The sequence below is a fragment of the Paenibacillus sp. FSL H7-0942 genome, from assembly GCF_045040715.1.
Lineage (GTDB): Bacteria > Bacillota > Bacilli > Paenibacillales > Paenibacillaceae > Paenibacillus > Paenibacillus amylolyticus.
Window position 1 is genome coordinate 2,575,507 of the sequence record NZ_CP150279.1, and the last position, 15,401, is coordinate 2,590,907.

The following is a 15,401-nucleotide window of genomic DNA, read 5'->3' on the forward strand; positions in this document are numbered from 1 at the left end:
ATTTGACCCGTGTCCAGTCTTCTTGCGTACACAAATGGAGGAATAAAGATGCGTATCATGGTACAGAAATTCGGAGGCACGTCTCTCTCCACTGTTCAGGCGAGAGAGCATGTGCTCCGTCATGTTAAACGTGAACTTGAAGCAGGATTGAGTCTGGTCATCGTTGTGTCTGCGATGGGGCGCCGCGGCGAGCCATATGCGACCGATACGTTGCTGGACTGGGCTGCACAGAACGGAAACGCACTATCCGCACGCGAAAAGGATTTACTGCTGTGCTGTGGTGAAATCATATCGGCGACAACGTTGAGCAGTTTACTCGAACATGAAGGCATTCCAACTACAGTGCTGACCGGTGCACAAGCAGGTTTTGTGACGGACGACAATTTCGGGAATGCCCGGATATTGGATGTCCGTCCTGTTCGTGTGTTGGAGCAGCTTCAGCTTGGCCGTGTCGTTGTTGTAACCGGATTCCAGGGGCAGACAGAGAACGGAGACTTCACGACATTGGGTCGTGGGGGAAGCGATACGTCTGCTACAGCTCTCGGTGCAGCATTACGTGCTGAAATGGTGGATATCTACACAGATGTGAACGGGATACTCACCGCTGATCCGCGAATTGTTGAGGATGCACGTCCACTGACTGTTGTGAGTTATGCAGAGATCTGTAACATGGCCCACCACGGGGCCAAGGTAATCCATCCACGTGCGGTTGAGATTGCGATGCAATCCCAGATTCCAGTGCGGGTAAGATCTACTTTTGCAGACACGGAGGGAACGCTGGTTACGCATCCGGAAGGATTCCAGGATGTGCAGACAGGCATTGTTGACCGTTATGTAACAGGCATCGCCTACGTGAGCAATGTAACGCAAATTACGGTGGATGTGCCTGGTGGTGGTGCAGATCGATTGCAACTAAAAGTGTTCAAAACCATGGCTGAGAATTCAATCAGCGTTGATTTTATTAATGTTACCCCCTCGGGAGTTGTCTATACGGTTTTTGACAGTGATTCCGAGAAAGCCATACAGGTATTGCAGGAGATAGGTCTCAAGCCACAAAGCCTGTCCGGTTGTGCCAAAGTGTCCGTCATTGGCGGAGGCATTAATGGTGTACCTGGAATCATGGCTCGAATCGTGGAGTCCTTGACACTGGCAGACATTCAGATCCTGCAATCGGCAGATTCGAATACAACGATCTGGGTACTCGTAAAAAAAGAAGATATGGTTCAGGCCCTGAGGGCACTTCACGCCTCATTCGAACTTCATTTGTAAATAACTGAAGTTAGAGGAGCCAAACCTGTTTTGAAGGAGGAATCGAATTGGACTTTGGAAGATTGATTACAGCAATGGTCACTCCGTTCAATGAACAAGGAGAGATTCATTGGGAGGAAACGGCACGTCTAATCGACTATCTGATTGTAGATCAAAAGTCGGAGACGCTTGTGGTTTCTGGAACAACAGGGGAGTCTCCAACACTTAGTGATACTGAGAAAGTTCAATTATTCGAATTTGCAGTGAAACATGCGGGCGGTCGGTGCAAAATTATAGCCGGAACGGGAAGCAATAACACGGCACATTCCATCCATTTGACACAGGAAGCTGAACGTGCCGGAGTGGATGGCATTTTGTTGGTTGTTCCGTATTACAACAAACCTAGCCAAGAAGGTTTGTTTAAACATTTTGAAGCGATTGCAGGCTCCACCAAGCTGCCAATTATGCTCTACAACGTGCCTGGACGTACAGTAACCAGCCTGTCAGCAGAGACAACGCTTCGTCTTGCACAGATTCCTAACATCGTCGCTACGAAGGAATGTGCGTCTATGGAGCAGGTTACGCTGATTGCAGCAAGTGCTCCAGAAAATTTTAGAGTTTATTCCGGTGATGATGCTTCAGGCTTACCAGCGATTGCGGTTGGAGCACATGGAATTGTCAGCGTGGCCAGTCATGTCGTAGGGGCAGAAATGAAGAAAATGATTGACGCCTTCTATGGCGGAGCACCTCTTCAGGCTGCTCAGATTCATCAGCAGTTGTTCCCGGTGTTCAAAGGCCTGTTTGAGTGTCCACAGCCTCTACCAAACCCCGTAGCGGTGAAATATGCGCTGACATTGCGTGGTCTAGACGTTGGTTCCGTACGGTTGCCACTTATTCCGCCAACGGAAGAGGAGCAGGTTTATATCAAAGGTTTGCTTAATTTGTAATCATTTTGGTTGTATATGGACTATTTTATTAATCATGGGAATATCCTTCAGATCAGCAAAAGAACCGCTCCTCTTCGTAGAGGCTGCGGTTCTTTTTTTTACGAGTAATGTGAGGTTTCTTTTCCACTGCTAAGGGGAAACCTACAGGTTAACGAGAGAGTGACTTGTTTTTTTTGTTTTTAATCATGTATAATGATGTCAAGTGACTGGGTGCGGTATTTTTTTGAAATTGAAAGCGACATCGCTTCGTGGTGTAGCTTTGCGGTGAAAAAGGAAGGAACGGCTAAGAGGGAATTTCAACTCCAACTTGTTGGTCAAAGGGAATAACTTCGAAGAACTTCTTCCAAATATCGTGAATAAAGGTGTTCTTTTGCATTCATCCCGATAGGTGGGTATGTGATGTATGGACTACTTTTCTTAACTTACAATAAATAATAAGGTACGACGTCCAACTACCATAGGAGGTTTAGATTCATTTGTCTAAGAAAAATAATAACGATAAACTGATGATTTTTGCTTTGGGCGGCGTAGGCGAGATTGGTAAAAATATGTACGTCATCCAATACGCCAACGACATTGTAGTCGTAGATGCTGGTCTTAAATTCCCGGAAGAAGATATGCTTGGTATTGATATTGTCATCCCTGACATTTCTTACCTGACTGAGAACCGTGACAAAGTAAGAGGAATCATCCTTACTCACGGACATGAGGATCACATTGGTGGTCTGCCATATGTTCTCAAACATCTGAATGTTCCTGTATACGGAACAAGACTTACGCTTGGACTTGTAGAAAACAAGTTGAAAGAAGCGAATTTGCTGGGTGATACAAAACGTATTCTGATTGATGCTGATTCCGAGATCCAACTTGGATCTGTTCTGAAAGCATCGTTCTTCGCTACTAACCATAGTATTCCGGATTCTGTTGGTGTATGTGTCGAAACACCGGAAGGTGCAGTTGTTCACACAGGTGACTTCAAATTCGACCATACTCCAGTCAATGGTCAATATGCAGATCTTCAGCGTATGGCACAGATCGGAACAAATGGCGTGTTAGCGCTGTTGTCCGACAGTACGAACGCTGAGAAACCTGGATTCACACCATCGGAGAAAAATGTGGGTATCGTGCTGGAAGATATCTTCCGTAAAGCAAGTCAACGTGTTGTTGTGGCGACATTTGCTTCCAACGTACACCGTATCCAACAGGTGATCAATGCAGCAGAAGTGACTGGACGTAAAGTTGCAGTTATCGGACGCAGCATGGTGAACGTGGTTGGTATTGCTTCAGAACTGGGTTATCTTGAGATTCCGGATGGCATGATCATTGAACCTGAAGAAGTAGGCAAGATGGCAGCTGATCGTGTCGTGATTCTCTGCACAGGAAGTCAAGGAGAGCCAATGTCAGCACTGACACGTATGGCTCGTTCCACGCACCGTAAAGTGGACATCCTGCCAGGTGACACCGTCATTATCGCAGCAACTCCGGTTCCAGGTAATGAGAAATATGTAGGCCGTACGATTGATGAACTGTTCCGTCTGGGTGCTAACGTGCATTACAGCGGTGCTAACAGTGGCGTCCACGTATCTGGTCACGGTAGCCAGGAAGAGCTGAAACTGATGCTCAACCTGATGAAACCGAAATTCTTCTTGCCGATTCACGGTGAATTCCGTATGCAGCGTCGCCACGCGGTTCTTGCTGAATCTGTAGGGGTAGAACCTGAGAACATTTTCATCACGGATATCGGTGAAGTGATTGAAATTCAAGGTGGAGCAGCACGTAGAGCAGGTAAAGTTACTGCAGGTAATGTGTTGATCGATGGCTTGGGTGTAGGCGATGTGGGTAACATTGTACTTCGTGACCGCAAATTGTTGTCACAAGATGGTATCCTTGTTGTTGTGGTAACACTGAGCAAACAGGATGGAAAAATTGTTTCCGGTCCTGACATCATCTCTCGCGGATTTGTGTATGTTCGTGAATCGGAAGGACTATTGGATGAGGCCAACCGGATCGTTAGCAGCACATTGCAGAAGTTGATGAGTGAGAACGTTAACGAGTGGGCTTCACTCAAAACAAATGTTAAAGATGCACTGGGACGCTTCCTGTATGAGCAAACTCGTCGTAGACCGATGATTTTGCCAATCATTATGGAAGTTTAAAATAAGCTAAACAAAAACATATATTCAGGCACACAGTCGCCCCTTCTCTACGAGTAATATTGGACGGTTCCTCGTAGAGAAGGGGCTTTTTTTGCGTTTTCAGGAAGATCTGCAATAGCTTCAATATGTGAAGCAATTTGATGCAGCGGGTATAAGGCGGTTGGGAAAATCCCCATACTAAGGAAATACATTAAATGTTTCTGGAGAAGGGGATTATTGAAATGAATGAACGTATGAATGACAAGCAGGCATCAAGATCCAATCAACCGGAAGTTGAAGCGCCGGAAATTCCGATTCAGGAGGAAAAGGCCATCTCTCCCGTGACAGAGACTATTCAGCAATTTGGGCAGACACAGTCGCCAGCAGGTGAATCGAATATCTTCTGTATGACCATTATTGGACAGGTCGAAGGGCATTTGATTTTGCCGCCACAAAACAAAACAACAAAGTATGAACATATCATTCCACAGCTGGTGGCCGCAGAACAGAATCAGCGTATTGAAGGTATACTGATCATTTTGAACACGGTAGGTGGAGATGTAGAGGCGGGTCTGGCCATTGCAGAGATGATTGCTTCTCTGAGCAAACCTACGGTGACTGTGGTCATTGGAGGCGGGCATAGCATTGGAGTACCGATTGCTGTAGCTTCAACATATTCCCTGATTGCCGGAAGTGCAACGATGACGATCCATCCAATTCGGATGAACGGCCTTGTCATTGGTGTACCTCAAACGTTTGAGTATATGGAGAAAATGCAGGAACGAGTTGTTCGGTTCGTGACTTCTCATTCGAATATCTCTGAAGAGATGTTCAAAGAACTGATGTTTAAGACTGGTGAGTTGAATCGGGATATTGGTACAGCTGTAGGAAGCGCAGATGCAGTGAAACATGGATTAATGGATGCAGTGGGCGGGATTGGACAGGCTATTGCTCAGTTAAATCAGCTCATAGGAGACAAGAGACAGACTCTGCAAGCGGGAGGTTATACCCAATGACATTATATACAGTGATGCCCCCGGAACAACTCTGGTCGGGAATGTGGAAAGAAGGCGAAGATACAAAGGAGATCAAGATGAATGGTTTATTGATGCAGGTGAGACCTGTTAATGACAATGAAGCCGTTATTGTACGTTTGCTGGATTGTCCACTTGAAGCCTATCTCAATCCTGCTAATATGCCCGGTTCGACCATTCCGCTTTCGGGTAACTTGGGATCAGCATAACGCGACGAATTCAGACAAATTGAGCAGAAAAAGAACATATGTACGGATTATATTTGTATGGTATAATATTCTTCTGGGGGTGACCTGATTTTGGCCAGAAGAAAAAAGAGGAAAAAAAAGGGCGCTGGTTTTAGTGGCGTTTTAAAATATGAAATTTACGGGATTGTGCTTATTACCCTTGCTGTCATAGCATTATCGGGTGAAGCCACCGTTGGACGTTCGCTTTCCAAGATGTTCGGACTGATGCTTGGTAAGTTTTATTTTGCGATTCCACTTGTTGGTATTTATTATGGTCTCATGGTGATGATTCACCGGAAATGGCCTAGTGGTTGGACCACACGCAAGACAGGACTTGTTTTGCTGGTCTTTGCCTTAACCTTGATGAGTACTGTCTCTGCAATGCACCAGAAGCTCATTCCGGTTGGTGCGCTTGAGCCTGGTGCTGTGATTACGCAGGTACATAATGATATGCAAACCGAGTTGCTAACCCCTGCTGTGCCAGGTGAGAGGGACTCCATGCTTAACAAGGACATCAGCGGTGGTTATCTCGGAGCTGGGCAATTTGCTCTTTTCCTGTGGCTGTTCGGCAGTCTTGGGGCGAGACTCATCATGATTGTCATGTTTATCATCAGTTTTATGCTGATTACGAGTCTATCTTATGTGGATTTGATACGAATATTCCGAACAAAGATTTGGGATGCCGGGAGTTCGATGTACAAAAAGCTGGAGTCGAGACCCTCTGCACGTTCTGCTTCAACTTCTGATGCCAGAAAGAAAGGTAACGCCCGTAAAGTGGTACCTGTTCCTGTTGAAGATGACGAAGACGAGTATGAGGATGAATTAGAGGAACAGCATCTACCAAAACGAAACTCGCCCATATTCTTCCAACTTTTTGGGAAATGGGGAGCTAAACGGGAACAGGCGACATCAGGACGTGAAATGGATGAGGTCGATTCGGCAGAAACAGAACAGATTGTGTACCGCGCCGAACAAGATCACAATCTAGAGGCGTGGCAGGATGCAACCGAAGACGTAACTAACAAATCAGCTTCATCACGTGTTCCTGTTCAGGCTAAACCTAATTCAGCGCCGATCATTCGAGACTTTTTCGAGCACGTCAGAACAGAAGAGGCAAGCATTGAAGATGATCTGGACGATGCTTATCCTTTCCCGGATAATCTGGCCGATCCAAACGTAGTACAACAGGGCGAGCATACCATTAAAATAACGGATGAACTTGTAGAGACAGAGTGGTCTGCATCCGATGCGGGTACAAACGGGATGAATGCTGTGGATGAGATTCAGAGTGGAGAAGAAGTATCTAATGATGCAATGCAGGGAACAGATACTCCAACTCCTGAAGGGCAGGACACACAACCGGTGAAACCACCACCGCCACCTCCTAAGCCGTACAAGTTGCCATCATTCCGTCTACTTGCCAAGCCAAACAATGGGGGTAAGGCGGGTGACCAGAAGGATTATATGCAAACAGCACGTAAGCTGGAAGCCACACTGGAAAGCTTCGGTGTTCGTGCCAAAGTACTTGAAGTGGTTCGGGGTCCTGCTGTTACAAGATATGAAATTCAACCTGACATTGGTGTCAAGGTCAGCAGAATTGTCAGCCTAACTGATGATATCGCGTTGGCTCTGGCGGCAAAAGATATTCGGATGGAAGCACCGATTCCCGGAAAGTCTGCTATTGGTATCGAAGTACCTAATGGTGAAGTATCGGTTGTAACGATGCGTGAAGTAATGGAGACAGCAACGTTCCAGGATGCAGAATCCAAAGTGACCATTGCATTTGGCCGAGATATCTCGGGACAGACGATTATTGGTAACTTGGCTCGTATGCCCCATTTGCTGGTTGCGGGTGCTACAGGTTCCGGTAAGTCGGTGTGTATTAACGGAATTATTACCAGCATATTGTACAAAGCCAAGCCGGATGAAGTGAAGTTCCTGATGGTCGATCCCAAGATGGTTGAGTTGAACGTATATAACGGGATTCCCCATTTGCTGGCACCGGTAGTAACTGATCCTAAGAGAGCGTCACTTGCTCTCAAAAAGATTGTGGTTGAGATGGAGAAACGATATGAACTGTTCTCCAAATCAGGCACTCGTAACGTTGAAGGTTACAATAATCTGATGAAAGATAATCCTGCGGCTGTTCTGCCTTATATTGTTGTCATAGTGGATGAGCTTGCAGATCTCATGATGGTTGCTGCCGGAGATGTTGAAGATGCGATTGCTCGGCTTGCCCAGATGGCTCGTGCAGCCGGTATCCATCTGATTATTGCTACACAGCGGCCTTCTGTGGATGTTATTACTGGCGTAATCAAAGCCAACATACCTTCTCGTATCGCCTTCGGTGTATCCTCACAGGTGGATTCTCGAACCATTCTGGATATGGGGGGGGCTGAGAAACTGTTGGGTCGCGGAGACATGTTATTCATGCCAATGGGCGCATCAAAACCGGTTCGTGTACAAGGTGCTTTTATGAGTGATGAAGAAGTGGAAAATATTGTTAATTATGTACGTGGTCAAGGTGAAGCACAGTATGATGAGTCCCTTGTACCTGAGGTGGACGACTCTATCCAGGCTGAAGATGAAGTACAGGACGAGTTATACGAAAAGGCAGTACAGATTATTCTGGAGGCCAAGCAAGCGTCTGTTTCTCTGCTACAACGTCGAATGCGAGTAGGATACACCCGTGCTGCACGTTTGATTGACTCCATGGAATCCCGGGGCGTGATTGGTCCTTACGAGGGTAGCAAACCAAGGGAAGTACTGGTTTCACTTGAACAGTATCAGCAGAATAAAATAAGTTCGTAGTTTAACATGTAAAATGGTTACAACGAATCGTTTAAGCCCTCAACCGTATTGGTTGAGGGCTTTTTGCTTGCTCAGCAGACTGAAGTTTTGCCATCTACTCCAAAGATCGGATGTTTTGGTGCATAGGAAACAAGCAGGCTTGTCATAATAACCTTAGCGATTCTGTTAATCCCACAAGAGAAAGGTAGAGCACAGTCGATGCGAAAAATGAACCTATGGCTTTTCACTGCTATTTTGCTGATATCCGCATTGGGAATTCGTTATTTGCTTCCTGGGAATACAGCAACTGAAAGTTCAGCCGAGCGTACACCGCAGGTAGAAGAAAAGGCCTTGCCTACGTTTAGCAGCAATACAGTGAAATATGGAAGTTACGGTCAGGATGTATATGAGCTTCAGGGGCGTCTGAAGTACCTGGGATTTTACAATGGTAAAATCGACAGTAATTTTGGCAGCAGCACACTGAAATCCGTTAAATGGTTTCAATCCGAGTTTGGCATGAAGGCAGATGGTGTGGTTGGAGCTGAGACCAAGCTCAAGCTGTACAATGCGTCAACCAAATGGTCGCCAACAGAGCCACCGCTACACAAGGAATCCTCAGGTGGGGGTGGAGACAGCAACAATACGGCAGATAAAGAGCAAGACAATATGGGATCTGCCAATGCCCTTGGTCTCTCAGAGAATGAACTCAAGATTATGGCTAACGCTGTATATGGTGAAGCCCGGGGTGAACCGTTTGAAGGTCAAGTCGCAGTAGCAGCAGTAATTATGAATCGCGTGAAATCACCAAGCTTTCCAAATACGCCTTCTGGCGTGATCTTTCAGCCAGGTGCATTTACGGCTGTAGCGGACGGACAGATCTATTTGGAACCAAACGCACAAGCCAAAAAGGCAGTTGAGCAGGCCCTGAATGGATGGGATCCGTCCGGTGGATGTCTCTATTATTTTAACCCTAAGACAGCAACATCCAAATGGATCTGGACCCGTCCACAAGTGAAAACAATCGGACAGCATATCTTTTGTATGTGATGATGTTGGAAGCAACCAGAAGGCGTGACTTCGGTTGCTTCTTGCCTTTTGAATGGGTTAAAATGGTTGTTACGTTTAGCTTAAAATGATTGCATGATAAATGACGCCGTAAAGGGGTTTTGACATTTGAATACATCAGGATTCGAACGAGGTAGCAAGAGAGAGTTTCGTATACATGTGCTTCCAACTAAACGTTTTAAAACGTTTGCTATATCGTTATATGCAGGAGTTCCCTTACGGGAGGATACAGTAACCAAAGTAGCGCTGACACCTTTTGTTCTGCGACGCGGCACGGAGTCCTATCCGGAAACAACGCAATTTCGTGAGCAACTGGAGCATCTGTATGGAGCAGGTTTTGGTTTTGACGTCTATAAACGCGGGGATTACCAGATTGTACAGTTCCGAATGGATACCATTAATGATTCCTTTGTTGGAGGAGATGAACAGCTACTGGATCGTTCATTTGCCTTCCTAGGAGAGGTTCTTACACGACCTGCACAGGAGAATGGACATTTCAGGACGTCTTATGTACAAGCAGAGCGAGAGACTGTTCGTAAAAAGCTGGAGTCCATCGTGAATGATAAAATGCGCTATGCCGCTGAACGCAGTATTGAGGAAATGTGCAAGAACGAGCCGTACCGTCTTCACCCACTGGGTGAGCGAAAGGATCTGCCCGGGATTGAGCCTGACACACTTACTGCGTCTTATCAGGAGTGGCTGCAGCAGGCGAGTATGGATCTGTACGTGGTAGGGGATACGACACTGGAGGAGGTCGAGAACCTTGTTCAGCGTCATTTCAATGTAGATCGAACGTCCTCCTCCGATTACCAGACACAGGCAGCGGTTCGAGGAGATAAGGAAGTGGAGACCGTTGTTGAGCGACTGAATGTGAGTCAGGGAAAACTCAATATGGGACTCCGTACATCTATCACTTATGGAGATCCTCAGTATGCCGCAGCACTAATGTACAACGGGATTCTCGGTGGGTATCCTCATTCCAAACTGTTTGTAAATGTTCGTGAAAAAGAAAGCCTGGCATATTACGCGTCTTCGCGATATGACGGACATAAGGGCATTGCAACGATTCAATCCGGGATTGAAATCCCTAATTATGAGAAGGCCGTTACTATCATCAAGCAGCAGCTGGAAGAAATGAAAAGCGGTACAATCAGTGATCTGGAAATGTCTCAGACCAAAGCAATGATCCGTAACTTGCTTAAGGAAATGCAGGATTCTGCTTTTGAGATGATCGCTTATGACTTCAATCGACAGTTGTCTGGCAAAGAAAGAACGGCTGAAGAACTGTTGGCTCAGGTAGAACATATTAGCAAGGAAGATGTACGTGAGGCGGCAGAACAATTCCGTCTGGATACGATTTATTTCTTGCGGGACGAGAAGGAGGAATAATCGGTGGAGAGCATTCGGTATGAGCATTTGCAGGAGACACTATATTACGAAGTAATGGATAACGGACTGCATGTGTATATTTTGCCTAAACCGGGATTCCAGAAAACGTATGCTACGTTTGCAACCAAGTATGGATCGGTGGATAATCATTTTCAGGTTGAAGGGCAGGAAGCAGTGAAGGTCCCGGATGGGATTGCTCATTTCCTGGAGCATAAAATGTTTGAAGAACCAACAGGTGATATTTTTGCAACATTTGCGTCTCATGGTGCTTCAGCTAACGCATTTACGAGCTTTGATCAGACGGTTTATTTGTTTTCAGCGACCGAATATGTGAATGAAAATATACAAACATTAGTCGACTTTGTGCAAAATCCTTACTTCACGGATCAAAATGTGGAAAAGGAAAAAGGCATTATTGGACAGGAAATTGACATGTATGCTGATAATCCGGACTGGCGTGTTTATTTTGGATTGATCGAAGCCATGTATCAAAAACATCCGGTGCATATCGATATTGCAGGAACGGTGGAATCCATCCGTACGATTACCAAAGAGATGTTATATGAGTGTTATAACACCTTCTATCACCCGAGTAATATGCTCTTGTTTGTGGTGGGTGGTGTAGATCCACAAGAAGTCATTGATATGGTTCGATCGAACCAGGAGCAGAAGGATTATAAGCCACAGGGGAGCATTCAACGTTTCTTCGAACCGGAGCCTGAGCAGGTAGGAGAAGCCAGACGGGAAGCGAAACTGGCTGTTTCACTGCCCAAATGTCTGTTTGGATTCAAGGAGACGGACGTTGGACTCACGGGGGAACAATTGTTACGGCAAGATATGACAACGCAGCTGATGATGGACCTTTTGTTTGGCTCAAGCACACGATTATTTCAGAAGCTCTACGATGAAGATCTGATCTCGGACAGCTTTGGACATGAGTATAACAGTTCGCCGCAATATGCTTTTTCAGCCATTGGTGGTGATACAAAAGACCCGGATCAACTGCTCGCGCGTATACGTGAAGAAGTGGATGCCATTGTAGAAAAAGGGTTCGATTCCACGGATTTTGAACGTGCACGCAAAAAGAAAATAGGCGGATATTTGCGTATGCTCAATTCTCCGGAGAACATTGCGCATGAATTTACACGTCAGCAATTCCGTGGCGGTGATTTTTTCAATATGCTGCCGCTCTATGAATCGATTACACTGGAAGATGTAAATCTCAGACTGAGAGAGCATATTCGGTGGGATCATCTGGCTGTATCGCTAGTCGTGAGTCCTTGATATGGAGAGGGGAACGGGACAATTGAAGGCAATCGGGGAAATGACTGTACTGGTAACTGGCGCAAGCGGTGGCATCGGAGCGGCTATCGCAGAACGCTTTGCCAGAGTGGGAATGAATGTTGTTATACACTATATGAGATCGCATGAAGCAGCGAATGAAGCCGCCAGACGGTGCATGGAACAAGGCAGTGGAAAAATCATGACCGTGTCTGCGGATCTTCGCAGCCGGGAACAGATTGAGCGTATGCGTGAGAAGCTGGAGTCGCACAATCTCATGCCAGATATCCTTGTGAACAATGCAGGAATCTCGCACTATGGGATGTTGTCTGATGTTACAGAGGAGATCTGGGATGAAGTGATGGCGATTAACCTCAAAGGCACGTTTATGTGTACACAGGAAATGATGCCTCACATGATCTCCCAAAGGTACGGCCGGATCATTAATGTATCGTCGATCTGGGGGCTGTCTGGTGCTTCTTGTGAGGTGCTGTATTCCACAACTAAGGGTGGGGTGAATGCATTCACCAAAGCGCTTGCGAAAGAACTCGCACCTTCCGGAGTAACTGTAAATGCCGTTGCTCCTGGTGCCGTTCAGACATCCATGCTGAGCCATCTGGATCAGAGTGAACTGAAGATGCTGGAAGAGGAAATTCCGGCAGGAAGACTTGCTCAACCTGATGAAATCTCATCATTGGTTTATTTTTTGGCTCTCCCTGAATCGGGTTATATCAATGGGCAGATCATCAGTCCAAATGGCGGTTGGTTAACGTAAAAAAAGCAAGAAAACTTGCCTGGCTGTGAACGAACCGGGTGAAGGTTGCTGAGAAGCAGTCGTCTTCCGGATTATTTTCAAAATGCTCGTATATAAAATGCCTCGAAAGCACATATTACAACTGTTGATTTTAAATCTCATGCGTCATCTAAGGAGGATTTATCATGTCAACAGAAAAAACAGTGCTCTCCAGTTTTGACACATGGAAGAAGTTCCTGGGTGACCGCGTACTGCAAGCAGAGAAGATGGGGATGAGTGAAGAAACCATCAACAAACTTGCGTATGAAATCGGCGACTTCCTTGATGAGAAAGTCGATCCGGCGAACCATTCCAACCGGGCATTGAAAGAGTTATGGGATGTCGGCGATGCTGATGAGCGTCGTACGATTGCGTGCCTGATGGTCAAATTGGCCAAACAAAACGCATAAGATTACAGATGAAGAGCTCCCGCAAGGGGGCTTTTCTCTAATGATTACAAACGGATTACAGAGCTGTTCTTGTAATTCATTTTCATTTTATATATCATTAACGTGACCCATTTTTAGAAGATGTCTCAGATTGTTGTCCAGTGGATATGTTCTGTTGCTGTCGAATAATGGGGAATAATGCATTACGGGGTGTTGAAATGGAATCTAAACAATGGTACATGGAATATAAAATACATAAGAACAGACCCGGTTTGTTAGGCGATATTGCCTCTATGCTGGGGATGCTTGAAGTGAATATATTGACCATTAACGGTGTTGAAGGCAAAACTCGAGGCATGCTGCTTGAATCGGATGATGATGAAAAAATCCGTTTGCTTGGTGAAATGCTTGGCAAAGTAAACAGCATCACCGTATCGGCTTTGCGGCAACCTAAATTGGTGGATATTTTGGCCGTACGTCATGGCAGATACATTGACCGTGACTCGGATGATCGCAAGACATTTCGTTTCACTCGAGATGAACTTGGGTTACTTGTGGACTTTTTGGGTGAAGTATTTAAGAGGGAAGGCAATCAGGTCATCGGTTTGCGCGGAATGCCTCGTGTTGGCAAAACAGAGTCTATTATTGCGGGCAGCGTATGTGCAATGAAGCGATGGACGTTTGTTTCCTCCACACTTCTTCGTCAGACGATAAGGAGTCAAATGTCCGAAGACGAATTGAACCCAAACAATGTCTTCATCATTGACGGAATTGTAAGTACGATTCGTTCCAGTGAGCGGCATTACAACCTGTTGCAGGATATTATGTCCATGCCTAGCACCAAAGTTATTGAACATCCGGATATTTTTGTACAGGAATCCGAATATGATTTTAATGATTTTGATATTATTATTGAATTGCGTAACATTCCCAATGAAGAGATTATTTATGATACGTTTACGGCTAGCTACACCGATGAATTGTAAGGAACCGTACGGAATCATGGAATAGATTAGCAACAACTCAAGAGATAAACATAAGGAGGAGATGGCATGTCTGAACTGGGTCAGCAGTTAAGGGAGGCCCGGCTGCAAAAAGGGATGAGTCTTGACGATGTACAGGAAATGACAAAAATTCGCAAGAGGTATCTGGAGGCCATAGAAGCAGGAGACTATAAAGTGCTGCCGGGTAGCTTCTATGTGCGTGCTTTCATCAAAACCTATGCGGAGACCGTGGGACTGAACCCTGATGAGCTGCTGGAGGGACACAAAAAAGACGTACCCGAAGAAGAGACGGAAGCAACGATGGAACCGGTTATTCAGAAGCGTTCCAGCCGTCCGGTTGAGCGTAGTAATCGGTGGATGTCTGTCGCGTTGATGTGGACATTCCCTGTTTTGATCGTAGTACTGTTGTATGTATACGTGGTGTATAACAATGGTGATGAATCAGATAATCCGGGTCTTGATCAGGTCAAAATTACAGACAGTCAACAACAGCCTGAGGACAAACCGGATCAACCTGCCGACAACGGACAGGCATCTAATCCGCCTGCGACAGACTCAGGTACTGACGGTACTGGTGAGGGCGACGCTGGCGGTAACGGTGGCGGTACAGACACGGAAGGACAGACGGACGGTCAAACTGATGGCCAAACGGACGGACAGACGGATGAAACTGAGGAAGAACCAACTGACAATTCACCATCTAATGTGAGTGTTGCAGAAGATGGGAAATCAGGAAATATTACGAACTTTAAAGTTAACGGTAGTGCAGGGCAACCTGTAACGGTTACGATCAAAGCCACAGGTCATAGCTGGCTGGAAGTGTACAAAGGCGAAAACTCCAGTGGAGAGAAGTTGGAGTATGGTAACACAGCCGAAGGTGACAGCTATACCTTTGAGCTTGATAGTACAGGCATGTATATTAAGTCCGGTTACGCTGCAGCGACCACGATTGAGGTTGGCGGGCAGGTTGTAACGGATGGCAAGGCGACCAATCGGATCCGTTTGAAGCTTGGTGAAGATAGTAGTGGCACTCCTTCTTCCACAGGTGTTGAAAATGGATCAACGGACGGTACAGGGGGTACCACTGGTAGCGAATAAC

Annotated in this window: 13 protein-coding genes; all 13 read left to right on the forward strand. The window is 46.0% G+C overall.

Features of this window, described 5'->3' with window-relative positions; genetic code table 11:
- Nucleotides 1-48 precede the first annotated feature (48 nt).
- The 13 genes from dapG to MHI48_RS11710 all read left to right on the forward strand — a co-directional run bounded on the left by dapG (nt 49) and on the right by MHI48_RS11710 (nt 15,400).
- The gene (gene dapG, locus MHI48_RS11650) at nt 49-1,269 is read left to right on the forward strand and encodes an aspartate kinase (RefSeq protein WP_036670402.1); all 1,221 of its coding nucleotides are present in this window, start codon (nt 49-51) and stop codon (nt 1,267-1,269) included.
- A gap of 47 nt (nt 1,270-1,316) precedes the next feature.
- The gene (dapA, locus tag MHI48_RS11655; RefSeq protein WP_100529411.1) at nt 1,317-2,195 is read left to right on the forward strand and encodes a 4-hydroxy-tetrahydrodipicolinate synthase; all 879 of its coding nucleotides are present in this window, start codon (nt 1,317-1,319) and stop codon (nt 2,193-2,195) included.
- Nucleotides 2,196-2,671: 476 nt separating this feature from the next.
- On the forward strand, nt 2,672-4,351 hold the full coding sequence (locus MHI48_RS11660) for a ribonuclease J (RefSeq protein WP_036609284.1): 1,680 nt from the start codon (nt 2,672-2,674) through the stop codon (nt 4,349-4,351).
- A gap of 233 nt (nt 4,352-4,584) precedes the next feature.
- Nucleotides 4,585-5,346, forward strand: coding sequence for a ClpP family protease (locus MHI48_RS11665; RefSeq protein ID WP_036609439.1), 762 nt, complete (start codon nt 4,585-4,587; stop codon nt 5,344-5,346).
- Nucleotides 5,343-5,573 carry a YlzJ-like family protein gene (locus MHI48_RS11670; RefSeq protein ID WP_036670404.1) on the forward strand — a complete coding sequence of 77 codons (231 nt, stop codon included), beginning with the start codon at nt 5,343-5,345 and terminating at the stop codon, nt 5,571-5,573. The genes MHI48_RS11665 and MHI48_RS11670 overlap by 4 nt, the downstream gene beginning before the upstream one ends.
- A gap of 90 nt (nt 5,574-5,663) precedes the next feature.
- Complete coding sequence (locus MHI48_RS11675; RefSeq protein WP_405144001.1) at nt 5,664-8,402, forward strand: DNA translocase FtsK; 2,739 nt, start codon at nt 5,664-5,666, stop codon at nt 8,400-8,402.
- Nucleotides 8,403-8,600: 198 nt separating this feature from the next.
- Complete coding sequence (gene sleB, locus MHI48_RS11680; RefSeq protein ID WP_405144003.1) at nt 8,601-9,428, forward strand: spore cortex-lytic enzyme; 828 nt, start codon at nt 8,601-8,603, stop codon at nt 9,426-9,428.
- A gap of 126 nt (nt 9,429-9,554) precedes the next feature.
- A complete protein-coding gene (gene yfmF / locus MHI48_RS11685) occupies nt 9,555-10,835 on the forward strand; it encodes an EF-P 5-aminopentanol modification-associated protein YfmF (protein WP_074094590.1) in 1,281 nt (426 codons plus the stop codon).
- A gap of 3 nt (nt 10,836-10,838) precedes the next feature.
- Nucleotides 10,839-12,119, forward strand: coding sequence for an EF-P 5-aminopentanol modification-associated protein YfmH (gene yfmH, locus MHI48_RS11690; RefSeq protein WP_405144005.1), 1,281 nt, complete (start codon nt 10,839-10,841; stop codon nt 12,117-12,119).
- Between the two features lies 1 nt (nt 12,120).
- Nucleotides 12,121-12,891, forward strand: a complete 771-nt coding sequence (ymfI, locus tag MHI48_RS11695) for an elongation factor P 5-aminopentanone reductase (protein ID WP_405144007.1) — start codon at nt 12,121-12,123, stop codon at nt 12,889-12,891.
- A gap of 164 nt (nt 12,892-13,055) precedes the next feature.
- A complete protein-coding gene (locus tag MHI48_RS11700) occupies nt 13,056-13,319 on the forward strand; it encodes a DUF3243 domain-containing protein (protein WP_017689119.1) in 264 nt (87 codons plus the stop codon).
- A 197-nt stretch (nt 13,320-13,516) separates the two neighbouring features.
- Nucleotides 13,517-14,284: a DUF3388 domain-containing protein gene (locus MHI48_RS11705; protein WP_036609270.1), complete on the forward strand. Its 768-nt coding sequence runs from the start codon at nt 13,517-13,519 to the stop codon at nt 14,282-14,284.
- Between the two features lie 66 nt (nt 14,285-14,350).
- Nucleotides 14,351-15,400, forward strand: coding sequence for a RodZ domain-containing protein (locus tag MHI48_RS11710; protein ID WP_353882703.1), 1,050 nt, complete (start codon nt 14,351-14,353; stop codon nt 15,398-15,400).
- Nucleotide 15,401 lies beyond the last annotated feature (1 nt).